The sequence below is a fragment of the Hydrogenophaga sp. RAC07 genome (genome assembly GCF_001713375.1).
Classification (GTDB): domain Bacteria; phylum Pseudomonadota; class Gammaproteobacteria; order Burkholderiales; family Burkholderiaceae_C; genus Hydrogenophaga.
Genome location: NZ_CP016449.1, coordinates 3,147,819 through 3,171,676, shown reverse-complemented (window position 1 = coordinate 3,171,676; position 23,858 = coordinate 3,147,819). Strand labels below are relative to the sequence as shown.

Annotated in this window: 21 protein-coding genes; 10 read left to right on the top strand and 11 right to left on the bottom strand. The window is 68.1% G+C overall.

Translation table 11 applies throughout. The features are described 5' to 3' along the window. Positions 1–26: 26 nt before the first annotated feature. Positions 27–1,148 (top strand): PQQ-dependent sugar dehydrogenase, encoded by a 1,122-nt coding sequence (locus BSY239_RS14835; RefSeq protein WP_069047467.1) that lies wholly within the window; start codon positions 27–29, stop codon positions 1,146–1,148. 9 nt (positions 1,149–1,157) lie between these two features. Then, positions 1,158–2,480, top strand: a complete 1,323-nt coding sequence (gene egtB / locus BSY239_RS14830) for an ergothioneine biosynthesis protein EgtB (RefSeq protein ID WP_069047466.1) — start codon at positions 1,158–1,160, stop codon at positions 2,478–2,480. On the opposite strand, the gene phnE is transcribed toward egtB, so the two are convergent. From phnE to BSY239_RS14810, 4 genes are read right to left on the bottom strand one after another with little or no spacing between them, the layout of a single operon-like run. After that, positions 2,470–3,297, bottom strand: coding sequence for a phosphonate ABC transporter, permease protein PhnE (gene phnE, locus BSY239_RS14825; protein WP_069047465.1), 828 nt, complete (start codon positions 3,295–3,297; stop codon positions 2,470–2,472). The genes egtB and phnE overlap by 11 nt on opposite strands. Positions 3,298–3,301: 4 nt before the next feature. Then, positions 3,302–4,144 carry a PhnE/PtxC family ABC transporter permease gene (locus BSY239_RS14820; protein ID WP_069047464.1) on the bottom strand — a complete coding sequence of 281 codons (843 nt, stop codon included), beginning with the start codon at positions 4,142–4,144 and terminating at the stop codon, positions 3,302–3,304. Positions 4,145–4,146: 2 nt separating this feature from the next. Beyond that, positions 4,147–4,980: a phosphonate ABC transporter ATP-binding protein gene (locus tag BSY239_RS14815; protein ID WP_069047463.1), complete on the bottom strand. Its 834-nt coding sequence runs from the start codon at positions 4,978–4,980 to the stop codon at positions 4,147–4,149. Positions 4,981–4,996: 16 nt separating this feature from the next. Then, positions 4,997–5,860, bottom strand: coding sequence for a putative selenate ABC transporter substrate-binding protein (locus BSY239_RS14810; protein WP_069047462.1), 864 nt, complete (start codon positions 5,858–5,860; stop codon positions 4,997–4,999). Between the two features lie 170 nt (positions 5,861–6,030). Here BSY239_RS14810 and egtD point away from each other — a divergent pair, with 170 nt between their 5' ends. Next, entirely contained in the window at positions 6,031–7,032 is a 1,002-nt protein-coding gene (gene egtD, locus BSY239_RS14805) for an L-histidine N(alpha)-methyltransferase (protein ID WP_069047461.1), read from the top strand. 6 nt (positions 7,033–7,038) lie between these two features. Here egtD and BSY239_RS14800 read toward each other — a convergent pair whose 3' ends face one another. Together BSY239_RS14800 and BSY239_RS14795 are read right to left on the bottom strand one after the other, a co-directional pair. Continuing rightward, on the bottom strand, positions 7,039–10,068 hold the full coding sequence (locus BSY239_RS14800; protein WP_069047460.1) for a PAS domain-containing hybrid sensor histidine kinase/response regulator: 3,030 nt from the start codon (positions 10,066–10,068) through the stop codon (positions 7,039–7,041). Positions 10,069–10,099: 31 nt separating this feature from the next. Continuing rightward, a complete protein-coding gene (locus BSY239_RS14795; protein WP_069047459.1) occupies positions 10,100–11,041 on the bottom strand; it encodes a DMT family transporter in 942 nt (313 codons plus the stop codon). 113 nt (positions 11,042–11,154) lie between these two features. Between BSY239_RS14795 and BSY239_RS14790 the strand changes: the two genes are divergently transcribed. Beyond that, entirely contained in the window at positions 11,155–11,955 is an 801-nt protein-coding gene (locus tag BSY239_RS14790) for an AraC family transcriptional regulator (protein WP_069047458.1), read from the top strand. Positions 11,956–11,958: 3 nt separating this feature from the next. Here the strand turns inward: BSY239_RS14790 and senA are convergent, their stop codons facing one another. Further along, on the bottom strand, positions 11,959–13,146 hold the full coding sequence (gene senA / locus BSY239_RS14785) for a selenoneine synthase SenA (RefSeq protein ID WP_083239998.1): 1,188 nt from the start codon (positions 13,144–13,146) through the stop codon (positions 11,959–11,961). A gap of 4 nt (positions 13,147–13,150) precedes the next feature. Between senA and senB the strand changes: the two genes are divergently transcribed. From senB to BSY239_RS14765, 4 genes are read left to right on the top strand one after another with little or no spacing between them, the layout of a single operon-like run. Next, positions 13,151–14,119: a selenoneine biosynthesis selenosugar synthase SenB gene (gene senB / locus BSY239_RS14780; protein ID WP_069049006.1), complete on the top strand. Its 969-nt coding sequence runs from the start codon at positions 13,151–13,153 to the stop codon at positions 14,117–14,119. Between the two features lie 36 nt (positions 14,120–14,155). Beyond that, positions 14,156–15,226 carry a selenide, water dikinase SelD gene (selD, locus tag BSY239_RS14775; protein WP_069047457.1) on the top strand — a complete coding sequence of 357 codons (1,071 nt, stop codon included), beginning with the start codon at positions 14,156–14,158 and terminating at the stop codon, positions 15,224–15,226. A 3-nt stretch (positions 15,227–15,229) separates the two neighbouring features. Then, on the top strand, positions 15,230–15,613 hold the full coding sequence (locus BSY239_RS14770; protein WP_069047456.1) for a RidA family protein: 384 nt from the start codon (positions 15,230–15,232) through the stop codon (positions 15,611–15,613). Between the two features lie 5 nt (positions 15,614–15,618). After that, positions 15,619–16,314 (top strand): haloacid dehalogenase type II, encoded by a 696-nt coding sequence (locus BSY239_RS14765; protein ID WP_069047455.1) that lies wholly within the window; start codon positions 15,619–15,621, stop codon positions 16,312–16,314. Between the two features lie 21 nt (positions 16,315–16,335). Here the strand turns inward: BSY239_RS14765 and BSY239_RS14760 are convergent, their stop codons facing one another. Genes BSY239_RS14760 through BSY239_RS14745 form a run of 4 tightly spaced genes read right to left on the bottom strand, consistent with a single transcriptional unit; the run spans position 16,336 to position 21,286 of the window. Further along, positions 16,336–17,145, bottom strand: coding sequence for a DUF4399 domain-containing protein (locus tag BSY239_RS14760; protein WP_083239997.1), 810 nt, complete (start codon positions 17,143–17,145; stop codon positions 16,336–16,338). A gap of 51 nt (positions 17,146–17,196) precedes the next feature. After that, positions 17,197–18,348 carry an FAD-dependent oxidoreductase gene (locus BSY239_RS14755; RefSeq protein WP_083239996.1) on the bottom strand — a complete coding sequence of 384 codons (1,152 nt, stop codon included), beginning with the start codon at positions 18,346–18,348 and terminating at the stop codon, positions 17,197–17,199. Positions 18,349–18,371: 23 nt separating this feature from the next. Then, entirely contained in the window at positions 18,372–19,127 is a 756-nt protein-coding gene (locus BSY239_RS14750) for a DUF3047 domain-containing protein (RefSeq protein ID WP_069047454.1), read from the bottom strand. Then, a complete protein-coding gene (locus tag BSY239_RS14745; RefSeq protein ID WP_069047453.1) occupies positions 19,124–21,286 on the bottom strand; it encodes an FAD-dependent oxidoreductase in 2,163 nt (720 codons plus the stop codon). The genes BSY239_RS14750 and BSY239_RS14745 overlap by 4 nt, the downstream gene beginning before the upstream one ends. A gap of 99 nt (positions 21,287–21,385) precedes the next feature. Between BSY239_RS14745 and BSY239_RS14740 the strand changes: the two genes are divergently transcribed. Both BSY239_RS14740 and BSY239_RS22865 read left to right on the top strand, forming a co-directional pair. After that, positions 21,386–22,444 carry a hypothetical protein gene (locus BSY239_RS14740; protein WP_069047452.1) on the top strand — a complete coding sequence of 353 codons (1,059 nt, stop codon included), beginning with the start codon at positions 21,386–21,388 and terminating at the stop codon, positions 22,442–22,444. Then, on the top strand, positions 22,441–23,751 hold the full coding sequence (locus tag BSY239_RS22865; RefSeq protein WP_069047451.1) for a TIGR04283 family arsenosugar biosynthesis glycosyltransferase: 1,311 nt from the start codon (positions 22,441–22,443) through the stop codon (positions 23,749–23,751). Before BSY239_RS14740 ends, BSY239_RS22865 begins: the two co-directional genes overlap by 4 nt. Positions 23,752–23,858: the final 107 nt, after the last annotated feature.

The following is a 23,858-nucleotide window of genomic DNA, read 5'->3' as shown; positions in this document are numbered from 1 at the left end:
GTCGACCCTGTGAAACGACAACTGAGATGCCCTTGATGAAACGCCCGATCTCCCTTTCCATCGCTCTGGCCCTGGGTGGCCTTACGTCAACACTGACCCACGCCCAGACCACCGAGGTCGTGGCCAGCGGTCTGCAGAACCCCTGGGGCGTGGCCTTCATCGGCGACGGCCGCATGCTCGTGACCGAGCGGCCCGGGCGCATGCGCGTGGTGGGTGCAGACGGCCGGCTGGGCGCACCGCTGGCCGGGCTGCCAACCATTGAAGCCGGTGGCCAAGGCGGCCTGCTCGACGTGATCACCGACCGCGATTTCGCCACCAACCGCACGCTGTATTTCTGCTTCTCCGAGCCGGCGCCCCGAGGCGGTGGCAATTCCACCGCCATGGCCTCGGCCCGACTGTCTGCCGACGCCACGCGGCTCGATGACGTGAAGGTGATCTTCAGCCAGTCGCCGAAAGTGAGCAGCCGCTCGCACTTTGGCTGCCGCATCGTGCAGGCCACCGACGGCAGCCTGTTCCTCACGTTGGGTGACCGCTACTCGCGCATGAACGACGCGCAGACGCTGGACAACCACCACGGCAAGGTGGTGCGCGTGAAAGCCACCGGCGGTGCCCACCCGGACAACCCCTTTGTGGGCCGCACCGGCGCATTGCCCGAGATCTGGAGCTTCGGCCACCGCAACGTGCAAGGTGCGGCGCTCGCGCCCGACGGTCGCCTCTGGACCTCGGAGCACGGCCCGCAGGGCGGTGACGAAATCAACCGACCCCAGGCCGGCAAGAACCACGGCTGGCCCGTGATCACGTATGGCGAGAACTACGGCGGCGGCGCCATCGGCGAGGGCATCACCAGCAAGCCTGGGCTGGAACAGCCGCTGCACCAATGGACCCCGTCGATCGCACCGTCGGGCCTGGCCTTCGTCACCAGCGACCGTTATGGCGCGGCATGGAAGGGCAGCCTGCTGGCCGGATCGCTCAAGTTCCGTTACCTTTCGCGTCTGGTCGTCGAAGGCGACCGTGTGGTGCGCGAAGAAAAACTGCTGCCCAACCTCAACCAGCGCGTGCGCGACGTGCGCCAAGGCCCCGACGGCTTCATCTACCTGCTGACCGACGACCGCGATGGTCAGCTGCTGCGCCTGCTGCCCGGGCGCTGAAAGGCCCCCATGCGACACGACTCCCCCCAGCCCGACACGGGTTCTCGCCTCGATGCGGATCGCGCACATCTGGCCCGGCGCTACCAGGCGGTGCGCGGCCAGACGCGTGCGCTCGCCGCACCCCTCTCGCCCGAGGACTGCCAGGCCCAGTCGATGGCGGACGCGAGTCCGGCCAAATGGCACCTCGCCCACGTGACGTGGTTTTTCGAGACCTTCGTGCTGGAGCCTTTCGAACCCGACTTCAAGCCCTTCAACCCCGCCTTTCGGGTGCTCTACAACAGCTACTACAACGGCGTGGGCGAGCAGTTTTCGCGGCCGCAGCGCGGGCTGGTCACGCGGCCCGATCTGGCCGAGGTGTGGCGCTGGCGCGAGCAGGTGGACGAACGCATCACACAACTGATCGCGCACACCGACAGCGCGGATGCGCTGCGCCTGATCGCGATGGGCCTGCACCATGAGCAGCAGCACCAGGAACTGCTGCTCACCGACATCAAACACCTGCTCTCCATCAACCCGCTGAACCCGGCCTACCAGCGCGCCTGGCCGTTGGTGTCGGTGGCGCCCGTGCCCACGCGCTGGGTCGAGCGCGACGGTGGTCTGGTCGAGATCGGTCACGCGGGTGAGGGCTTTGCGTTCGACAACGAGTCCCCGCGCCACCGCCAGTGGCTGGAGCCACACGCGCTCATGAACCGCCTGGTGACCCACGGCGAGTGGCTGGACTTCGTGCGCGACGGCGGCTACACCGACCCACGCTGGTGGCTCGCCGCCGGCTGGGACTGGGTGCGCACGCAAGGCATTCGCGCACCGCTCTACTGGACACTCCCCCGGGATCCCCAGGCCTTGCCCACCGTGTTCACCCTGAACGGCGCCGTGCCGCTGGACCCGCACACACCGGTGGTGCACGTGAGCTACTTCGAGGCCGACGCGTTTGCGCGCTGGACCGCGGCCACCCACGCCGACCAGGCCGGTGCCCGCCTGCCCACCGAAGCCGAATGGGAAGCCGCCGCGGCCTCGTTGCCGGTGCAGGGCAACCTGCAGGAGGCGGGCGCCTTGCACCCCATGCCCGCGCGCGCGGGCGGCGGATTGCTGCAGATGTTTGGCGACGTGTGGGAATGGACGGCGAGCAGCTACAGCCCCTACCCGGGCTACCAGGTGGCCGAGGGCGCGGTGGGCGAATACAACGGCAAGTTCATGGTCAACCAGACCGTGCTGCGCGGCGGCTCGTGCGCCACGCCGGCCTCGCACCTGCGCGCGAGCTACCGCAACTTTTTCCCGACCGATGCGCGCTGGCAGTTCAGCGGGCTGAGACTCGCCAAGACACTCATCTCGTGAGCAACCGCCGCGCGCCATGGCTGGACGCGTCCACCACCGCCACCATGAGCAGCATGGCGCCGAGGATGGTGGCGGTCTTGTTCATCTGGAACAGGCCCATGTGAAAGGCCAGCAGCTGCCCCAGGCCGCCCGCGCCCACCACGCCGAGCACGGCGGCGGCGCGGATGTTGTTTTCCCAGCGGTACAGCGTGTAGCTCATGAGCTGCGGCAACACCTGGGGCAGCGTGGCGTAGAGGAACACGCGGCCGTTGCCCACACCTTGCACGCGCAGCGCGTCGCCGGGGCCGGGCGGTGCGTTTTCAATCGCTTCGGCGAACAGGCGGCCCAGCACGCCGGTGGTGTGAAAAGCCAGCGCCAGCGTGCCGGCGAACGGACCCAGACCGGCCGAGATGAGCAGGAGTGCTGCCCACACCAGCTCGGGAATGCTGCGCAGCGCGTTGAGCACCCAGCGGGTGGGGGTTCGACCCCACGCGGCGTCGGCCGAGTGCAGGCGGCTCGCGGGGAGCGCCAACGCCAGGCCGGCCGCGGCGGCCAGCGCGGTGCCCAGCGCCGACATGGCCAGCGTTTCCCAGGTGCCGATGGCGACCTTCTTCACGAACACCGGCGAGAGATCGGGCGGGAAAAACTCCGCCACGAAGCGGCCCATGCTGCGCGCGGCGTCCAGCGAGAGGAATTGCGCCCACTGCAGATCGAGCGAAGCGAAGCTGGCAACCACCAGCACGAACAGACCGGCGACAAACCAGCAGGCCTTGCAACGCGCGTCGAACAGGCGCGGCGGCAGCTTGTAGGGTGGGTTGGCGGCCACGGCTTTTTTCATCGCGTCAACCCAGCGATTTCCTGAGCCACGAACTCACCCGGTCCGCCAGTGCCACCAGCAACACAAACACCAGCAGCATGGTGGCCACTTCACCGCCGTTGAACATCTTCATGGAGTTGTCGAGCTGCTGGCCCAGGCCACCGGCGCCCACAAAACCGAGCACCACCGACGAGCGGATCGCGCATTCCCAGCGGTACACGGTGTAGCTGGTGAGCTCGGCCGCGTTGGTCGGCAGCAGGCCGTAAAAGAAGGCCTGCAGGCGGCCACTGCCGTTGCGCAGCAGGGTTTCGGTGGCGTGCGACTCACCGCTCTCCAGGATCTCGCCGTACACCTTGCCCAGCATGCCGCCGTAGGTGAGTGCGATCGCCAGCACGCCGGCGGTGGGGCCCAGGCCGACCACGCGCACGAACACCAGCGCCCACACCAGCTCGGGCACGCTGCGCAGCACGATGAGCAACCAGCGAACGAGTTGGCGGAACCAGAACGGCCCGCGCGCCATGCGGCCCGAGAGCGCCGACACCGAGAGCAGGCGCACCGACATCAGCGCCAGCGGGATCGCCACCACCAACGCGAGCGTGACCCCGGCGGTGGCCATGGCCACGGTGCGCCAGGTCTCGCGCGCCACCATGCCCATGAACTCCGCGTTGACCACCAGCGGCCAGAAAGTGGCGATGAACTGGCGGCTGACCTTGAGGTTGTCGGGCTCCAGGAATATCCAGGGCTTGAACTCGGTGGCCACCATCAGCGGCCACAGCAGCACCACGCCCAGGCCGAGCCAGAACACGCGGCCGGTCCACGCGGGGTCGCGCGCGGGGGCGCTGCGCACAGAGGGGGCGACGGCGCTCATGCTCAGCGGCAGTGCATCACCGCGGGCTGGGGTGGGGCCGTTGGCTCGGCCACCACCACCGGCATCTCCCCGCGCAGCTCGTGTTCGAACTGGTCGTACAGGCGCGAAAGGCGTTCCTGCGTGACCTCGGCGGCGGGCAGGTCAAAGGCCAGCTGGCCGTCCCTCAACCCGACGATGCGCGGGAAGTGGGCCAGCGCCACGTCCACCTGGTGCAGCGTGGCCACCAGCGTCACACCGCGTTCGCGGGCGCCGTCCTGCAGCGCGGCCACGGCCTGTTTCGAGCGCGTGGGGTCCAGCGCCGACAAGGGTTCGTCGATCAGCCAGAGCCGGGCCGGTGCGAGCAACGCGCGCGCCAGGCCCACGCGCTGGCGCTCACCGCCGGAGAGTCGGTCGACCCGCTCGAAGAGTTTGTCGGCCAGGTCAAAGTGGTCCAGCGCGTCAAAGGCCGCCGGAATGTCCCGGGGGTAGAAGAGCGAGCGCAGGCTGGCCAACAAACCCATGGCCGGCAGCCTGGCCGCGAGCACCGAGGTGACCACACGCTGGCGCGGCGGCAGCGGCGGCACCTGCGGGGCCAGAAACAACTGGCCGCGCTGGCGCTGCAGTGCGCTGCGTGGCAGCGTCCAGGGGTTGCGGCCGTCGAGTGTGAACTCGCCGCCGGTGGGCGGCAGCGCGCAGGCCATGACCTGCAGCAGCGTGGTCTTGCCGGCGCCCGACGGCCCGATCACCGCGACCTGCTCGCCCGAGGCGATCTTCAGGTCGAGCGAGCGCAGCGCAGGGGCGTGACCCGCGCGCGCTGCGGGGTGGCGTGCAAAGACGCCTTGCAGGGTGATGTTCAACCGACCGCCTGGCGAATCAGAGCAGGCCGGCGCTGCGCGCAGCGGCTTCCAGGCCCTTGTAGTTCTCGGGCTTGGTTTCGATGTAGCGCGTGGCGCGGTTGAGCTTGAGGATCTCGGCGTGCTCGGGGTTGGCGGGCGACAGGCCGATGAGTGCAGCCTTGATCTTCTGCTGCATCGCCACCGGGGTGTCGGCGTGCACCGACCAGTTGTAGTTGAAGTAACCGGGCGTGGTGAAGAACACGTCGACGGCCTTGGTGTCGACCTTGTTTTCGGCGACGAATTTTTTCCAGACCGTGATGTCGAGCGCGGCGGCGTCGACCTTGCCGCTCACCACCGAGGCGATGGTGGCGTCGTGTGCGCCGCTGTAGGCGATGCGGCGGAAGTCCTTTTCAGGTTCGATGTTGGCGGCCAGCAGGAAGCTGCGCGGCATCAGGTGGCCCGAGGTGCTGCTCTGCGAGCCGAACGAGACCTGCTTGCCCTTCATGTCGGCCAGGGTCTTGATGCCCGAATCGGTCTTGGCAATGAAGACCGACTGGAACTTGGTGTCTTCCTCGCGCTGCGCCAGCGGCACGACCTTGCCACCCGAGCGGATGTTGGCCTGCACAAAGGTGAAACCGCCGAACCACACCAGATCAACCTTCTTGTTGACCAGCGCTTCCACGGCGGCCGGGTAGTCGCTCACCGGGGTGAACTCGACCTTCACGCCCAGTTGCTTTTCGAGGTAGGAGGCCAGCGGCGTGAACTTGCGGATCTGCTCGGTGGCGGCTTCTTCGGGGATGGTGGTGACGCGGAACACGGCTTGTGCGTGGGCAGCGGCAGAGACGGCGAGCACGGCGCAGGTGAAGAGTGCGCGCAGGGTGCGGGGGGTGTTTGTGAGCATGTTGAATCCGGGTAAGAGGGATTGGGGAGGGCGTATTAGACCCGACATGCTTCAACCCGGCGGGCCGCCGGGGCAGTGCCAGTCAGCTTTGCAAGACCCTGTAAGAAAGTGGGCCACCCCACCGACGGTGAAACACAGCTCCGCTATAAAGACCCTTCCAGAAAGTGCCCATGACCATTCAGACCTCTGCACCGCCCTTCATCCAGTTGCACCACGAGGACCAGGCTGCCTTGCGTGCCGAGCTGGTGGCCGGGCTGCTGCACACGCCCGCGAACATTTCGCCCAAGTTTTTGTACGACGCACTCGGCTCGCGCCTGTTCGACGCCATCACTGAGCTGCCCGAGTACTACCCCACGCGCACCGAAACATCGATCTTCCAGCGGCATGGCGCCGACATGGCCCGCGTGGTGCCCGGCGGATCGATCCTGCTCGACCTGGGCGCGGGCAGCTGCGCCAAGGCCGCGCGCCTGTTCCCGGTGCTGCGGCCGTCGGCCTACGTGGCCATCGACATTTCGGTGGAGTACTTGCGCGACACCTTGCAGCAGCTGCAGCAGCAGCATCCTTCGCTGGCCATGCTGGGCCTGGGCATGGATTTTTCAAGCCGCTTCGCGCTCGGCGCCGAGGTGGCCGACTGGCTGGCCGATGGACCGGGCGCACAGGCGCCGCGCGTGGTCTTCTACCCCGGCTCCAGCATCGGCAACTTCAACCCCGCCGAGGCGCTGGTTCTGCTCAGGCAGGCGCACGCGGTGTGCCGCTCGGGCGGAGAGGGCGGCGGCCTGTTGATCGGTGTGGATCGTGTCAAACCGCGCGCCGTGCTGGAGCCTGCCTACGACGACGCGCTGGGTGTCACGGCCGCCTTCAACCGCAACCTGCTGCTCAATGTGAACCGTGTGCTGGGGGCCGACTTCGCACCCGCCGCGTGGCAGCACGTGGGGTTGTTCAACACGGCGCGCTCGCGAATTGAAATGCACCTGGAAGCCGGCACGGAGCAGACCGTGCGCTGGCCCGGCGGACAGCGCGTGTTTGCCGCCGGCGAACGCCTGCACACCGAGAGTTCGTACAAGTGGGAGCCCGAGGACTTTGAAGCGGTGCTGCAGGACGCCGGCTTCGGCCCCGCGCGCCACTGGAGCGACCCGAAGGGTTGGTTCAGCGTGTTCTGGGCACCGGCCTGAAAGGCCTCAAGTCTTCAAGACCGTGTCGATCAGCCGGAGCATCACGTCGGCGGTGTAGGGCTTGGGCAGAAAGTGGTGCAGGCCTGCGCCCGTGGCCCGCGCCACCTGACCGTTTTGCGAGATGCCGCTGGCTCCGATGAGTTTGACCAGGGGGTTGATCTGCCGCAACGCCCGCACGGTCGCCGGCCCGTCCATCACCGGCATCATCATGTCGGTCATCACCAGCGCGATTCCCTGCACGTTCTGCGCATACAGTGCCACGGCCTCGGCGCCGTTGGCGGCCACCACCACCCGGTAACCGTAGGCCTCCAGTGTCTGGCGGGTCACCTCCCGGATGGCCGCCTCGTCGTCCACCACCATGATGAGTTCGCCGTTGCCCCGCGGCACGGAGCTGGGCGCCGGGCTGCTCTGCGCGCCCTCGGCCTGGGGATCGGCGGGCAGGTAGATGCGAAAGCGTGTGCCCTTGTCGACCTCGCTGTACAGGCGCACAAAGCCGCCGTGGCTCTTGACGATGGCCAGGGTGGTGGCCAGCCCCAGGCCGGTGCCTTCGCCCACCGGCTTGGTGGTGAAGAACGGGTCGAACACGCGGTCCTGGATGTCGGGCGGGATGCCCGCGCCGTTGTCTTCCACCTCGATCTTCACGTAGGCGCCCACGCGGGCTTCGATGTTCATGGCCGCGTAGTGCGCGTCCACCGCCAGGTTGTCTGCCGAGATGGTGATGCGCCCGCCGCCCGGCATCGCGTCCCGGGCATTCACGCACAGGTTCATCAGCACCTGCTGCAATTGGGTCGGGTCGGCCTGCACCTGCCAGAGGTCGGGCGCCACACTGGAGACGATGGAGATGTTCTTGGGGATGGTCTCGCTCAGGATCTGGTCGAGATCGCGCAACACGTCGGTGATGCGCACCTCGTGCCGTTTGCCCTCGACCCCCCGCGCGAACGAGAGCACCTGCTTGATCATGTCGGCGCCGCGCCGGGCACTCACCGCGATGGTCTTGAGCACCGCCTGGTCGTCCGGGTCGGGCAGTGAGCCCTTGAGCAGTTCGATCGACATCATGATCGGCGCCAGCACGTTGTTCAGGTCGTGCGCAATGCCGCCGGCCAGCGTGCCGATGCTCTCCATGCGCTGCGCACGCAGGAATTGCTGTTCCAGCAGCTTCTGGTGCGTGATGTCGGTGTTGATGGCCAGGATAGAGCGCGGTTGTCCCGCTTCGTCCCGCACCAGCGTCCAGCGCGACACCAGCAGGAGGTGCTTGCCGTCCTGCGTCTTGTGCTCGATCTCGCCCACCCATTCGCCCTGTTCCATCACCGTCTGCTGGCAGCGGTCGAACACGCTGGGGTTGTTGAACAGCAGCTCGCGCGCGCCGCGGTGGCGCACCTCCTCCACCGTCCAGCCGTAGATGCGTTCGGCGCTGCGGTTCCAGAACGCCACCGTTCCGTCCAGGTTGAGCACCCAGATGGCGTCTTGCGCCTTGTCCAGCAGCGCAGCCTGTTCGCGCAGGCGTTCTTCCACCTGCTTCATCACCGTCGTGTCCTGCAGCGCGCCGTGTACGCCGCTCACGTGGCCCGCTTCGGTCAGCGCGGGCTCTGCGACTGCGCGCACCCATTTCAGCTCGCCGGCGCATGTGGTGATCTGGAACTCGCGGTCGAAGCCCGTGCCGAGCGTCGCACACGTGTTCAACGCTCCCTTGAATGCCGCTCGTGAACCGGAAGAAAAGACCGCGAGGAACTCGCCCAGCGTGGGTGGCGAGGCGCGGGGCCAGTCCAGCATGGCGTAGATCTCGTCGGACCACTCCACCGCGTTGGTGGTGGGCAGGGCGGTCCAGCCGCCGATCTTGCCGACGCGGCCTCCCACCTTGAGCAGGTTCTCCTTCTGGCGCAGCGCATCGGCCGCACGCTTGCGTTCGGTGATGTTGCGTTCGATCGAAATCCAGTGCGTGTACCGGCCCTCGGCATCGGTGATGGGAACGATGTCCAGTTCCAGCCAGATCTCGTCGCCGTTCTTGGTGTAGTTGAGCACCTCTTCCCGCACCGGCTCCCAGCGCTCCAGGTGGGTGCGGATGCGGTCCAGCACATCGCGCTGCGTGCGCGGGCCCTGCAGCAGGCGCGGGGTCTTGCCGATGATCTCGTGCGGCTGGTAGCCGGTGTGCCGCTCGAAGGCTTCGTTCACGTAGAGCACCCGGGGCCACAAGCCGTCCACCGGCTCGGCTTCGGTGACCACGATGATGTCGTTCATGCGCTCCACACAGGCCTGCAGCAGGCGCAGCTGTTCCTCGTCCTGGCGCTTTTGCGTCACGTCCTGGAAGTACACCGCCACGCCGTCCTCGGTGGGGTGCGTGCGCAACTCGAACCACTTGCCCAGTGGCTTGTAAAACCCGACTTCGTTGGACACCCGTCCGGTGTCCACGGCGCGCTGGAAGCTTCGGTGGAACAGGCCGTTTTCCGTGCCGGGGAAGACATCCCACATGCGTTGGTGCAGCATGTCCTCGCGCTTGCGGTTCACCGCGCGTGTCATCTCTTCATTGACGAAGGTGATGCGCCATTCGCGGTCCAGCGTGAAGAAGGCGTCGGACATGTTGTGCAGCGTGGCGCTGAGCTTGGTGGCCAGCGCATGGCGTTCGATCTCGTGGGCGCGCTGTGTCGTGATGTCCTGCAGGGCGCCCTGGAGGCCCGTGACCGATCCACTGGCGTCGCGCACCGGTTCACCGATGGCGCGCACCCAGATGCGCCGCTGGTCCGCCGTGTCCATCTCGGCTTCGAGATCAAACGGCGTGCCATCGACCAGGCACCGGCTCACCAGGGCTGCGATGGCGGCGCGGTAGGCCGGCGCGTAGCAGGCAATGCCTTCGGCCAGTGTCGGCTGGTATCCGCCGGGGAGGCCGTGGATCTCACAGGTTTCGTCCGACCAGGTCAGCACCTCGGAGCCGGCGTCAAAGCTCCACCCGCCCAGCCGCGCCGCCCGGCCCGCCATTTTCAGCAACAGCTGGTTCTTGTGAAGTTGTTCTTCTGCGTCGCTGCTGGACTGTGCTGGTTGCATGGCCCCATTTCGGACGCCATTGGGGGGAATGTCAAGGAGCGGACAAACCCGACCCCCAGCGCCGCCACAGCTGGCCCAGCCAGGCGTGACCGCTCACCAGCACCACGCCGGCCAGCACCAGCAGGGCGCCGGCGAGGAAGCTGGACTCGATGGGCTCGCTCAGCAGCCAGGCTCCCAGCACCACGCCGAACAAGGGCGTGAGGAAGGTCAGCACGCCCAGGCGGGACGCGAGGTAGCGGCCCATGAGCCAGAACCAGACCAGGAAGCTGACGAAGGCCACCACCACCGACTGGAACGCCAGACTGGCCCAGATCAGGGGGCTGGGGTTGAAGGTGGTGTGCCCCATCAGCAAGGCCGCCGGCATGAGCAGCACGAAGGCGCCAAGCAGCTGGTAGAGCAGCGTCTGCGTGGCCGGCAGGCTGCTCAGCCGCGTGGTGCGGATCACCACGGTGGTGGCGCCCCAGGACGCACCGCCCAGCAGACCCAGCAGGTCGCCCCACAGCACGCGCGACCAGTCCTGGTGGCCCGAGGTGTCGCGCAGCAGGAAGGCAATGGCGATGCCGGTGAACGCCATGAAGATGCCCAGCCACTGCAGCGGTGCCAGCCGCTCGGATGGCAGCTTCCATTGCAGTCCGAGCGCCGCGAAGATGGGCGCGGTGTAGAGAAACACCACCATGTGCGCGGCCGAGGTGTGGCCCAGCCCTTCGCCCACCAGCAAGAATTCCAGCCCGAACAGGGCGCCCGCCACTGCGCCGGGTTTCCAGGCGCCGTCGGCCAGCAACGAGCCTTCGCCCCGCCGCCACATGAGCAGGCCCACCAGCGCGGCGGCAATGCCGGATCGCACGGCGATTTGCAGGATGGGCGAGAAGTCGGCCGCGGTGGCCTTCAGCGCGATCTGCTGCAGGCTCCAGGTGAGGCAGAGCAGGACCATGAGCCCGATGGCGCGGGTGTCGAGGGCTTGGCGGGTGTCCACAGAGGCGTTCGTTGAGGGTTGGGTGGACATTGTCCCTTTGACCGATCTGCGGCAGATAACGAAAATCAGACAAACCCCTTCCCCAGACCGTCAAACTTTCCTGGACCGTCAACATGCCGCGCGCCCCTGCCCGCAAGCCCGTCAAACACCTGCAGACCGCGCCGTTCACCGACGCATTGCCGGGCGACATCGTGTTCCGCGCGGCGCAGATGCCGGCCGACGCGGCCTACCCGCACCACCGCCACCACTGGGGTGAGTTCGTCTACGCCTTCAGCGGCGTGATGGAGGTGCAGCTCGCCACCGCGCACTACCTGATCCCGCCGCAATACGGCCTGTGGCTGCCACCCGACGTGGACCACACCGGCATGAACCGGCAGGAGGCCTCGTTCTGCTCGGTGTATGTGGTGCCGAAGCGCGCAGTGCGTTTGCCGCAGCAGGTGTGCGCGCTCACGGTGAGCCCCTTGCTGCACGGCCTGCTGGAGCACCTGCGGCAGACACCGCCCGCGCAAGCGCAGGGCGCGCCGCACGACCGGCTGCTGCAGGTGGTGCTGGATCAGCTCGAGGCCGCGCCGGTCACCGGCAGTTATCTGCCCACGTCCCAAGACCCGCTGCTCGCACCCGTGTTGCAGGCGCTGGAAGCCACGCCGGGTGATGCGCGTTCGGTGGGCGATTGGGCGGCGCTGGTGCACACCACCGAGCGCACGCTCATGCGGCGTTGCCAGAGCCAGCTGGGCATGACGCTGGCCGAATGGCGCCAGCGCCTGCGCACGGTGAAAGCCATGGCCTTGCTGGAAGCCGGCGGGAAGGTGGAGCACATCGCGCAAGACCTGGGCTATGCGTCCACCTCGGCCTTCATCGGCATGTTTCGCCGGCTGACCGGCACCACGCCCGACGGTTACCGCAAGCGCCGCTGAGGCTCAGGCCCGAATGCTGCGAAAGCCGGCAAAGATGTCCGTGCGCGCCGCCGGAAAGTAGTTGCGGTACTTCGGGTGGCGCATGCGCGGGTGGGTCGCGCTGCTGGCGCCCTTGAGCACCGGGCGGCCGTCGAACCAGGGTTGTGAGTAGTCCAGGTAAGGGTGGGGCTTGAAGCCGGGGAAGGGCGCGAAAGCACTTGCGGTCCATTCCCACACCGCGCCCCAGGCGAAGCCCGGTGCGGTGTGTGCCGCCACTTCCCACTCGGCTTCGGTCGGCAGGCGCCGGCCGGCCCAGCGGCACCAGGCTTGTGCCTCGGTGGCGCTGAGGTGGCAGGCCGGGGTCTGCAGGTCCAGCGTTTGCCAGGCGCCGGAATGTTGCACCTGCCAGTCACCGGCGGTGCGTCGCAAGTAGCGCGGCACAGCGGCCAGGCCGGCGTCCACCAGCGGCAGGTAGCGCGACCATGTCACGGGGTTGGCGTCGATCTCGAAGGCCGCCACGTCCACGGAGTGGGTGCCGAGTTCGTTGTCGAAGGCGAAGCCGGGGCCGCTCCAGCCCAGCGTCCAGCGGGTGGCCGGCACATGGGTGTCGGCAGGCTCCGTGCGAACCGTGGCGCTTCGATGACCCACGTCGATGCCCAACGCCTGCGCCATGTAAACCCCCGCTTCGGCGTGCATGTCTTCGTGGAACAGGGCGAGACGGAAAAAGTAGAGGCCGGTGTCGTCGTCGGGCGCCTCGCGCAGCAGCGCCAGCGTCTGCTCCAGACCCGCAGCGAGGTCGGCGCGCGTGGCCTGCGCGTCGGGCAGGTCCAGCTGCCAGCGCCGGTCGTGCGCGATGGCGCTGGAGTCGTACAAGGCATCCGCGTCGACGCCGCGCGCGGCCTGGCGCGCCGGGCTTCGAGGTGCAAGGGGGTCGGCCTGCAGGCCCCGGCTGAGCTGCGGGTTGCGGGCGATCCACCAGTCGGCAAACCAGCCGATGTGGCCCAGCTCCCACAGCGGCGGGTTGAGCTCGGGCGTGCAGGGCACGCTCAGCCGCGGGCCGAGCGCGGACTCGAAGGCCGTGAACTGCCGCAAGGTGCGCGCGCGTGCGTCCACCAGCGCGCTGGCCAGCGTTGTCCTGCCGGCGTGCCGGGCCATGTCGGCCACAAGCCACTGGCCCGAAGGTGCATCGCCCACAATCGCTGACCCGCTCATGCCCATGAAAAAACCTTCTCTCTCTGTAGTCACACCGGCGCTGGCCGATGCCAACAACGGCAACTGGCAGACCGCCCGCCGCTGGGCGCGTCTGCTCTCGGGCCATTATCGGGTGAGGGTGGTGCGCGAATGGTTGCCGGGTGAAGAGGGCGACCTGCTGCTGGCCCTGCACGCGCGCCGTTCGGCCCCCTCGGTGGCTGCGTGGGCGAAAGCGCATCCGGACCGCCCGCTGGTGCTCGCGCTCACCGGCACCGACCTCTACCGCGACATCGCCACCGATGCGAATGCCCAGCGTTCGTTGGCGCTCGCGCACCGCCTCGTCGTGCTGCAAGAGCAAGGGCCGCTGGCCCTGCCCGAGGCGTTGCGCAACAAATGCCGCGTGGTGTTCCAGTCGGGCACGCCCCGCCAGACGCTGGCCAAGACCACCACCCACCTGCGGGCGGTGATGGTGGGTCACCTGCGCGACGAAAAATGGCCGCAGACCCTGTTTGAAGCGGCGCGCCTGTTGCGCCCCGACGAGGGCATCCGCATCGACCACATCGGCGCTGCGCTCGACCCTGCGCTGGGTGAGGCCGCGCAAGCCACCGCACGGGCCTGCCCGCACTACCGCTGGCTCGGTGGTCTGCCGCACGCGGCCACGCGCGCGCGCATCCAGCGCGCGCACGTGCTGGTGCACACCAGCCGCATGGAGGGCGGCGCCCATGTGTTGATGGAAGCCGTGCTGTGCGGCACGCCGGTGCTGGCATCAAACATCGGCGGCAACATGGGCATGCTCGGCGCCGGGTACGGCGGCTACTTTGCTCCGGGTGATGCACCCGCGCTGGTGCAGGCCTTGCGCGACTGCCGTGCGGGCTTGGGCGATCCCGCTGGCAGGCTCGCCACCCTGCAAGCACAATGTGAAGCCCGCGCGCCCTTGTTCGATCGGCGCACCGAGCAGGCCGCCCTGCTGGCCCTGCTGCACGAACTGCGCTGAACCCGCGCCACCGAATTCATTTCTCACGGAGACCCCATGAACGCACCCACCCCCACCGCCGCCACCCAGCCCCGCCTCACCAGCCTCTCGCACGGTGGCGGCTGCGGCTGCAAGATCGCGCCCGGCGTGCTCAGCGAGATCCTGAAGGGCACGGCCGCCATGGTCATTCCCAAGGAGCTTCTGGTCGGCATCGAGACCGCCGACGACGCAGCCGTGTACCAGCTCAACGACGAGCAGGCGCTGATCGCCACCACCGACTTTTTCATGCCCATCGTGGACGACCCGTACGACTTCGGCCGCATCGCCGCCACCAACGCCATCAGCGACGTGTACGCCATGGGCGGCACACCCATCATGGCGCTGGCCCTGGTCGGCATGCCCATCAACGTGTTGTCCACCGAGACCATCGGCAAGATCCTTCAGGGCGGGCAGGACGTGTGCCGCGCCGCCGGCATCCCGATCGCGGGCGGCCACACCATCGACTCGGTCGAACCCATTTACGGACTCGTGGCCCTGGGCCTGGTGCACCCCAAGCGCGTGAAGCGCAACGCCGACGCCAAGGTGGGTGACCGCCTCATCCTGGGCAAGCCGATCGGCGTGGGCGTGCTTTCGGCCGCATTGAAGAAGGACGCGCTGAGCACCGAGGGCTACGCGCAGATGATCGCCAACACCACCAAGCTCAACACCCCCGGCCCCGATCTCGCGGCGCTGGACGGCGTGCACGCGCTGACCGACATCACCGGCTTTGGTCTCGCCGGCCACGTGATGGAAATGGCGCGCGGCGCCAACACCACGGTGCGCATCGAGATGGCGCGCGTGCCGCTCATTGGCGGCGTGCGCGAACTCGCGGCAGCCGGCATGGTCACCGGTGCTTCGGGCCGCAACTGGGCGGCCTATGGCCATGAAGTTCGACTGGCCAGCACCCTGCAGCCGGTGGATCAGGCCCTGCTGTCCGATCCGCAAACCAGCGGCGGCCTGCTGGTGGCCTGCGCGCCCGAGGCGGTGGACGCGGTGCTGGCGGTCTTCGAGAAGCACGGCTTTGCCGGCGCGGCCGACATCGGCGAGATCGTGGCACCGGCCGATGGTGTGCGGCTTGAGGTGAACTGAGCCATGGAGCGCAGGCGCATCAGCTCCGGCTCGCCATTCGAGCGGCAGATCGGTTATTCACGCGCCGTGGTCGCGGGCGACTGGGTGTTCGTCTCGGGCACCACGGGGTTCGACTACACCACCATGACCATCTCCGAGAGCGTGGTGGAGCAGGCCGAACATTGCCTGCAGAACATCGCCGCCGCGCTCAAACAGGCCGGCGCCAGCCTGGACGACGTGGTGCGTGTGAACTACGTGCTGCCCGATGGCGCCGACTTCGAAGCCTGCTGGCCGGTGTTGCGCAAGCACCTGGGCACCGCCCGCCCGGCTGCCATGATGATCACGGCGGGTCTGCTCGATCCGCGCATGAAGATCGAGATCGAGGTCACGGCACTCAAACAGCGCTGAACCCCATGACCTCCACCCCCATCCTCGCCTTCGACATCTTCGGCACCGTGGTCGACTGGCACGGCAGCATCCAGCGCGAAGTCGTCGCGCTCTATCCGCAGGTGGACGCCGATGCGTTTGCACTGGCCTGGCGTGCGGGTTACCAGCCGGCCATGGAGCGCGTGCGTTCGGGCGAACTGGGCTGGACGCTGATCGACGATCTGCACCGGCTCATCCTGGACGAACTGTTGCCGAAGTTCGGGCTGACCGGGCTCACCGAAGCGCAGAAACAGCACCTCAACAAGGTCTGGCACCGGCTCGATCCGTGGCCCGACACGGTGGCCGGGCTCACGCGCCTGAAAACACGCCACACCATCTGCAGCCTGTCCAACGGCAACATCGGCCTGCTCACCAACATGGCCAAGCGCGCGGGACTGCTATGGGACTGCGTGCTGTCGGCCGAGGTGTTCCGTGCCTACAAACCCGACCCCGCAACCTACCTCGGTGTGGCCCGGGTGTTTGACGTGGCACCCGGCGACGTGATGCTGGTGGCTGCCCATCAGGACGATCTGGCGGCGGCGCGGGCCTGCGGTTTGCGCACCGCCTACATCGAGCGCCCGCTGGAGTTCGGTGCGCAGCACCCCAAGGACGTGTCACCCGATGCGGCCAACACCTTCCATGCGAAGAGCCTGGTGCACCTGGCCGAACAGCTCGGCTGCTGACAGCCGCTCAACCCGGTAGCGTCACTCCACGCGCACGGTCGCGCGCGCGGGCTCGATCAGCGTTTTGCCGGGGTTCATGTTGTCCATCAGATCGAGCTGCAGGGCGTAGTTGCCGGCGGGCGGTGCCAGCCACACCTCGGTCTGGCCTTCGGGGAAGTCCAACACCGCGGGTGCACCCCGTTCGGGAGTGGCCGTCAGGCGGAAGTGGCCGGTGTTGGCAATGCCTTGTTCGCGGTGCGCCACGTCCAGCGCCGACGCATGAAACTGCACACGAAACGGATTTTTCTGGGTGGCACCGTCCAGCCTGATGAACAGGCCCTTGGCCGACAGCGTCTTGGGGTCAACGTCGCTCTTGCGCGTCACCGTGATGCGCGTTGGTTTGCTGAACACAAAGTGCGGCAGGTGCTTCTGGTCGGCCAGCAACATGCGCAGGGTGTAGGTGCCTGGCTCCAGCGTGAGCACGGTTTCCATCTGGCCTTTGCCGAAGTGGATGTACTGCTCGTTGAAGGGCAGGGCCTGTTTGAAGTTCAGCGGCAGGTCGCGGTTGACCAGCAGGTGGTGGTGGCCGCTGCGTGCGCGCCCTGGCTGGGCAATGGGGGCGAGGCCCCAACCACCCGAGAGCCCGAACTTCACGAGGTAGGGCGTCTCGATCTGGTCGCCGTCCTGGAGGTTGGTGAAGTAAGCCTCGGCCGTGAGGCGAGGCGCGGCGGCCTGCCAGGGGTGCAGGCGCGGTGGCGATGCGTCGGTCTGCGCGAATGCGCCGGCAGAGATGAACACGACGCATGCCGCGATGAGCCGCGCGAGCGCTGCGAAGGTGTGATGGGCTTTCATGGAGTTCTGGCTGGATGACACCGGCGGAGTCTACCCAGTGGGGTACCCGAATCAAGTGATTTGGTAACGCTCGATGAACGAACGGTCGATCCGGTCTTTCCAGCGCCAGGCCCAGGCGCCCTCCAGACTCAGCGGGCCGTAGCTGGCAATGGCATGGCCGGTGCCGCATGACAGCAGGTTGAGTGTGTGCTTCGGCGGCTGGTGGGGCTTCAACGGTTTGCGCTGGTGAAACGCCAGGAGGTTATGCGCCAGCGGCGGGCCGGCGCGCACGGCATACACGCCGCTGCGCGCGTGCGGCACATCGGCACGGCTGGCCACGTCGCCCGCGGCAAACACCTGGGGGTGGCTGGTGCTTTGCTGGAACGCGTTGACCAGCACATGCCCGGTGTCCGAGAGGGCCAGACCGCTGCCCTGCAGCCACGGCGGCGCGTGGGTGCCGATGGCCAGCAGCGGCACGTCACAGGCCAGGCGTGCGCCGTTGCCCAGCAGCACTTCGCCCGCGGCCATGCCCACGCAGGCTTCGCGCAGCACCGTGATGCCGCGCCGCTTGAGCTGGCGCAGCACCTTGCGTTGCACCGCGGGGCGGTAGCCGTCGGCCACCTCGGGTCCTCCGGTGACGAGCGTGAAACGCGCCCCGGGCTTGCCTTGAAGGCGAATGGCCTGCTCGGCCGCAAACACCAGTTCAATGCCGGCAGCGCCCGCGCCCACCACCGCGAGCGACACCGGCTTCTGTTGCGCCAGTTCCATCACTTGCGGCCAGAGTTGGGCAAAGGCTTCGATGGGACGCACGGCGAGTGCGTGGGTGGCCGCACCCGGCATGTCGGCTTCGAGCCGCGCGCGGTCGATCACAGCGCCGGTGTCGATGGACAGCTCGTCAAATCCCAGCTCGGCCGGCACACCTTGCGCACCGCCCGCGGCCGTGACGCTCACGGTGTTGCCCACCGGGTCGATGCCATTGCAGCGGCCCTGCACCCAGCGCGCGCCGGCCGCGCGCACCAGCGGCTCCAACGCGATGCGGCAGTCGGCTTCGGCGTAGTGGCCGGCCACAAAGCCGGGTGTCATGCCGCTGTAGGTCTGGTACGCAAACGGCGTGAGCACCGTCACATCCAGATCGGCGGGTCGGTGCTGCGCCAGGCTGGCCAGCACATGCACGTGGGCATGACCGGCGCCGAGCAGGAGGAGTTTCTTGATGCCGTGGTGCATGGGCTCCGATGGTACGTGCCGTGTCAAGGCACGCTGTTGCCCCACCGGAGATCGGCGACCCAGCCGCTGCTGGTGCTGGCGGTGTTGTCGCTGTCGGCGCCGATCAGCACGCGGGTGATGCGCGGTGCCGCAGCACCTGCGGTCAGCTCGTCCGCGAACAGCGTGGCGAAGTCCGCCGCCAGGTCGCGCGACTCTGTCACCCAACGTGCAATCGGTGCACCCACGCCTTGCAGGCTGATGAAGCGCACCCGCCGGGTGTAGGGGTTGGGGCCTTGTGTGAGGGCGGGGTGGGTGCTGTCCCACACGTAGCAGACGGTGGCCGCCGGCAAGGACTCGCCGCTCACGCTGCGCGCGATGCGCAGCACCGTGCGTTCCACGAAGGGCACGCGGTCCAGCGCGTGGTCGAACATCACGCAGACCTTCAGGGCCGCGTCGTCGCCGGCCTTGGTCAGGATGTCGGGCGCGCGCTGGCCGCCCGACAGCGGCGCATCCAGCCGCCAGCGCCACTGCAAACGTGCCGGAGGGGGGCCGCTCCAGTCCTGCACCAGCGTGCCGTAGCTCGACGCCGTGACCACCTGCACCGCCGGCACGCCATCGATGCGGCCGGCTTCAAAACGCGTGAAAGGGATGTCGGCCTTGGCCTTGGGGAAACCCACAAACCGCCAGGCGGGGTTCAGTGCGCCATCGGCTTGCACCAGCGCGGGCAGAGGTGTCTGGGCCAGGGCGTTCAGGCTGGTGGCGAGCAGGACCGCCGCCAGTGCGCGGGCCGGCGCCATCATCCGCGCCGCCAGTCATGAAACCGGCCCACCCAGGCCAGCAGCTGCTGCGGCGCGTGCGCGCGTTTCCACTCACCTGCCGCGTACTTGTTGGCCTCGGCCAGCGTGGGGTAGGTGTGGATGGTGCCCAGGATCTTGTTCAGGCCCAGGCCGTGTTTCATGGCCAGCACGTACTCGGCCAGCAAATCCGCCGCGTGGGTGCCGACGATGGTCACACCCAGGATGGTGTCCTTGCCCGGCACGGTGAGCACCTTCACGAAGCCGTGCGCTTCGCTGTCGGCAATCGCGCGGTCGAGGTCGTCGATGCCGTACTTCGTCACCTTCACCGCGATGCCCTTTTCTTTCGCCTCCTGCTCGTTCAGTCCCACGCGCGCCACCTCGGGGTCGATGAAGGTGGCCCAGGGGATCACGCGGTAGTCGGCCTTGAACTTCTTGAAGTCGCCAAACAGCGCGTTGACCGCCGCGTACCAGGCCTGGTGCGCCGCCACGTGGGTGAACTGGTAGGGCCCGGCCACGTCGCCCGCGGCGTAGATGTTGGGGTAGAGCGTCTGCAGGTACTCGTTGGTCTCCACCGTCTTGTTCGTCGGGATGCCCAGCTCTTCCAGGCCGTAGCCGGTGAGGCGCGCGCTGCGGCCCACGGCGCAGAGCAGTTCGTCGAATTCGATGCGCTGCTCGGCGCCGGCGTGTTCCACCACCAAGGCTTTCACACCTCCCGAGTTGTCCACCCGCAGCGCCTTGTGGCCGGTGCGCACATCCACACCGTCTTTCATGAGCGCCTGGCGCGCCAGCTCGCTCACCTCTTCGTCTTCACGCGCCATCACGCGCGGCGCCATTTCCACCTGCGTCACCTGCGAGCCCAGGCGCGCAAAGCTCTGTGCAAGTTCGCAGCCGATCGGGCCTCCGCCCAGCACCACGAGGCGTTTCGGCACCTCGTCGAGTTCGCCGAACTTGTCCCACATGGTGTCGCTGGTCACGTAGCCGCTGTCTTCCAGGCCGGGCAGGGGCGGCACAAACGGCCGGGCACCGGCGGCGATCACGATGCTGCGGGTGGTGAGCGTTTGTCTGCTGCCGTCGTTCAGCGTGATCTCCACCGTCCACGGGTTCAGCAGCTTCGCGTAACCCTGCAGCACCTCCACGCCCAGCCCGGTGTAGCGCTCCACGCTGTCGTGCGGTTCGATGGCGCGCACGATGGCCTGGATGCGCTGCATCACCGCCTTGAAGCTGAAGGTGGGCGGCGTGCTGTGCAGACCATAGGTGTCGCCGTGGCGCATCTGGTGCGCCAGCTTTGCGCTCTTGATGAGCGCCTTGCTCGGCACACAGCCGTAGTTCAGGCAGTCACCGCCCATCTTGTGCGCCTCGACCAGCGTGACCTTGGCCTTCACCACCGCCGCGATGTAGGCCGACACCAGGCCGCCCGCGCCGGCGCCGATCACGATCAGGTTGCGGTCAAAGCGTTTGGGTTTCACGCCGGCCCAGCGCGCGTACACCTTGCGCTTCTGAAGCAGTCCCACGATTCCTTTTGCGATCAAGGGAAACACGCCCAGCAACACAAACGAGCCCAGCAGCGCCGGGCTCAGGATGCCCTGCAGCGACTCGATCTGCGCCAGCTGCGTGCCCGCGTTCACATACACCAGCGTGCCGGCCAGCATGCCGACCTGGCTCACCGCGTAGAAGGTCAGCGCCTTCATCTTGGTGAGGCCCATCACCAGGTTGATCACGAAGAACGGCACCACCGGGATCAGCCGCAGTGTGAAGAGGTAGAACGCGCCGTCTTTCTCGATGCCGCGGTTGATCTCGGCCAGGCGGTTGCCGAACTTCGCCTCGATGCTGTCGCGCAGCACGAAGCGCGAGACCAGAAACGCCAGCGTGGCGCCCAGGCTGGAGGCGAACGACACCAGCAGCGTTCCCCACCACAAGCCGAAGATGGCGCCACCGGCCAGCGTGATGATGGCCGCTCCCGGGAACGAGAGGGCGGTGGCCACCACGTAGAGGGCGAAGTACGCCAGCGACACGGTCAGCGGCTCGGCCGCGTAGAGTGCCTCGAAGCGGGCCTGGCTCTGTTTGAGGTAGTCCAGGCTCAGAAAGCGGCCCAGATCAAAAAAGAAAAAGGCCGCGAGTCCCAGAACGACCACAGCCAGCAGAAAGATTTTTCGAAAGCTCACGACAATTCCAGTGTGGGTTTGCAACCTGTCGGTCGCCGGGGCCGATGCATTCTTACACCTTCGCTCCCTTCAACGCCGTCTTCTCCGAGGTACCCCGGCTTGCCGCATCACACCGACACCGTCCAACGCTTGCGCGCCGCCTTGCAGGCGGCCGGCCACCCTGCCGCCGGACGGCCCTTGGTGCCGCTGCCCGACAAGGGCCTCGCGCACGACCACGTTCGCCTGCAAGGCACCGCCTGGCTCGCCCGCATCCCCAAGCAGAGCCAACTGGGATTGACCGCGCAAGGCAACCTGGACTACCAGCGCGCCTGTTTCGAGCGCGCCGCGGCCAGTGGCCACACGCCCGCATTGCACGGCGTGCTGCCGCCCTCGGAGCACCTGCCGCGTGGCGCCCTGCTGGTGCAGACCATCGAAGGCCGCCCGGCCCGCCTGCCACACGACCTGCCTGCGTTGGCCGTGGCACTCGCGGCCCTGCACGCGCTGCCCTTGCGCGAAACCGCGGCACGCGTACCGCTGCTCAACGCGGCCGACCCCTTGCTGGCGCTGGTGCGCGAGATTGACGCACAGGCGGCCCACCTGGCCGCGGCTGGACTCTCGGTCCCGGTGTTGACGGCCATCGAAGGCGAGCGCCAGCGGCTGCTGGCCTGCGTGAACGGCACCGAACGGCCCGCACGCTGCCTTGTTGCCTTCGACGCCCACCCGGGCAACTTCATCGTGCAGCCGGATGGCCGCGCCGTGCTGGTTGATCTGGAGAAGTGCCGCTACGCCTTCCCGGGCCTGGACCTGGCCCACGCCACGCTCTACACCTCCACCACCTGGGACGTGGACACGCAGACGGTGCTCGCGGCCGATGAGGTGCTGGGCTTCTACGCGGCCTGGGCCGGCGCGGTGGGGCCGATCGCTGCGGCTGCACGGCCCTGGCACGGGGTGCTTCGCCGTGCCATGTGGTTGTGGTCCATCACCTGGTGCGCGAAGTGGCGCGCACTCTCCGGCGCATCGGCACACGCCGGTGCCGACGGCGAGGACTGGTCCGGCGAACGCAGCGAGGCTGCACTGGTGGACCATGTGCGCGAGCGTGTGCACCACTACCTGAGCGCCGACGTGGTGGACGGCGTGCTCGCCGGCTTCGACCGGTTTGAACGCGGGCTGCGCGCATGAAACTCGCCATCGTCGTGCCGGTGCTCAACGAAGCCGCCACGCTGGTGGCGCGACTGCAGGCGCTGGCGCCGCTGCGATCTCGCGGCGCCGAGCTGCTGGTGGTGGATGGGGGCAGCAGCGACGGCACCATGGCCATGGCACAGCCGCTGGCCGACCGCGTGCTGCAGGCCCCACGCGGCCGCGCCTCGCAACTCAATGCGGGCGCTGCCGCCACACGCGCCGATGTGCTGCTGTTCCTGCACGCCGACACACAACTGCCCGAAGACGCCGATCGGCTGATCGGGCAGGCGCTGGCCAGCGGCCACCGCTGGGGCCGGTTCGACGTGCGCATCGAGGGCCGCCACCCGCTGCTGCCCCTGGTGGCCTGGTTCATGAACCACCGCTCGCGCTTGACCGCCATGGCCACCGGCGACCAGGCGGTGTTCGTGCAGCGCAGGCTGTTCGAATCGGTCGGCGGTTTTGCGGCCATACCCTTGATGGAAGACATCGAGCTGAGCCGGCGCCTCAGGGCCATCGAGAGGCCTGCCTGCCTGCGCGAGCGCGTGAGCACCTCGGGCCGCCGCTGGGACCAGCACGGTTTCTGGCGCACCGTGCTGCTCATGTGGCGGCTGCGAGCGGCGCACGCCCTGGGCACCGACGCTCACACGCTCGCGCTGCGCTACGGCTACCGGCCTCGCGCGCCGGCGGCGGTGGCCATCCTTGCCAAGGCCCCGATCGCCGGGCTGGCCAAGACGCGGCTGATTCCCTTGCTGGGCGCGGCCGGTGCAGCCCGCGCACAGCGCGGCTTTGCGCTGCAGACGCTGGCCACGGCGAGCGCGGCGGGCACGGGCGTGGTGACGCTGTGGTGTGCACCCGATGCCGCACACCGCTTCTTTCGCGCGCTGGTGCGGCGCCTTGGCGTGGACACCGCCGCTCAGCCCGGCGGCGATCTGGGGCATCGCATGGCCGTCGTCATGTCGCACCACTTCGCGCAGACGCCGAACATGCCACTGCTCATCGTCGGCACCGACTGCCCGGCACTCACGCCCGAACACCTGCAACAAGCCACCGATGCGTTGCAGTCGGTGGATGTGGTGCTCATCCCGGCCGAGGACGGTGGCTATGTGCTCATCGGTTTTCGCAAGCCCGTGCCCGACGTGTTTGTCGACGTGGAATGGAGCACGCCGCGTGTGTTGACCCAAAGCCGTGAACGCTTGCGTGCGGCCGGCGCCGCCTGGCACGAGCTGGCGACGCTGTGGGATGTGGACGAACCCGTCGACTGGTTGCGGTGGCGTTCGAAGCCGGCGGCTGGCAAGGGCGGGCGCTGATCGACCCGCCCTTGTTCTGCGCGGCCAGGGTGCCCCACTGTCACACCGGTGTGGCAGTCCGTTCCCCCACCGTTGAACGGCCGATTCCCCATGAAAATCCCGCGCGC

Bases quoted from the DNA above. Each gene is read 5' to 3' on its own strand.
- BSY239_RS14835 (WP_069047467.1), top strand. From the start codon at position 27: ATGCCCTTGATGAAACGCCCGATCTCCCTTTCCATCGCTCTGGCCCTG.
- egtB (WP_069047466.1), top strand. From the start codon at position 1,158: ATGCGACACGACTCCCCCCAGCCCGACACGGGTTCTCGCCTCGATGCG.
- phnE (WP_069047465.1), bottom strand. From the start codon at position 3,297: ATGAAAAAAGCCGTGGCCGCCAACCCACCCTACAAGCTGCCGCCGCGC.
- BSY239_RS14820 (WP_069047464.1), bottom strand. From the start codon at position 4,144: ATGAGCGCCGTCGCCCCCTCTGTGCGCAGCGCCCCCGCGCGCGACCCC.
- BSY239_RS14810 (WP_069047462.1), bottom strand. From the start codon at position 5,860: ATGCTCACAAACACCCCCCGCACCCTGCGCGCACTCTTCACCTGCGCC.
- egtD (WP_069047461.1), top strand. From the start codon at position 6,031: ATGACCATTCAGACCTCTGCACCGCCCTTCATCCAGTTGCACCACGAG.
- BSY239_RS14800 (WP_069047460.1), bottom strand. From the start codon at position 10,068: ATGCAACCAGCACAGTCCAGCAGCGACGCAGAAGAACAACTTCACAAG.
- BSY239_RS14790 (WP_069047458.1), top strand. From the start codon at position 11,155: ATGCCGCGCGCCCCTGCCCGCAAGCCCGTCAAACACCTGCAGACCGCG.
- senA (WP_083239998.1), bottom strand. From the start codon at position 13,146: ATGAGCGGGTCAGCGATTGTGGGCGATGCACCTTCGGGCCAGTGGCTT.
- senB (WP_069049006.1), top strand. From the start codon at position 13,151: ATGAAAAAACCTTCTCTCTCTGTAGTCACACCGGCGCTGGCCGATGCC.
- selD (WP_069047457.1), top strand. From the start codon at position 14,156: ATGAACGCACCCACCCCCACCGCCGCCACCCAGCCCCGCCTCACCAGC.
- BSY239_RS14770 (WP_069047456.1), top strand. From the start codon at position 15,230: ATGGAGCGCAGGCGCATCAGCTCCGGCTCGCCATTCGAGCGGCAGATC.
- BSY239_RS14765 (WP_069047455.1), top strand. From the start codon at position 15,619: ATGACCTCCACCCCCATCCTCGCCTTCGACATCTTCGGCACCGTGGTC.
- BSY239_RS14760 (WP_083239997.1), bottom strand. From the start codon at position 17,145: ATGAAAGCCCATCACACCTTCGCAGCGCTCGCGCGGCTCATCGCGGCA.
- BSY239_RS14755 (WP_083239996.1), bottom strand. From the start codon at position 18,348: ATGCACCACGGCATCAAGAAACTCCTCCTGCTCGGCGCCGGTCATGCC.
- BSY239_RS14750 (WP_069047454.1), bottom strand. From the start codon at position 19,127: ATGATGGCGCCGGCCCGCGCACTGGCGGCGGTCCTGCTCGCCACCAGC.
- BSY239_RS22865 (WP_069047451.1), top strand. From the start codon at position 22,441: ATGAAACTCGCCATCGTCGTGCCGGTGCTCAACGAAGCCGCCACGCTG.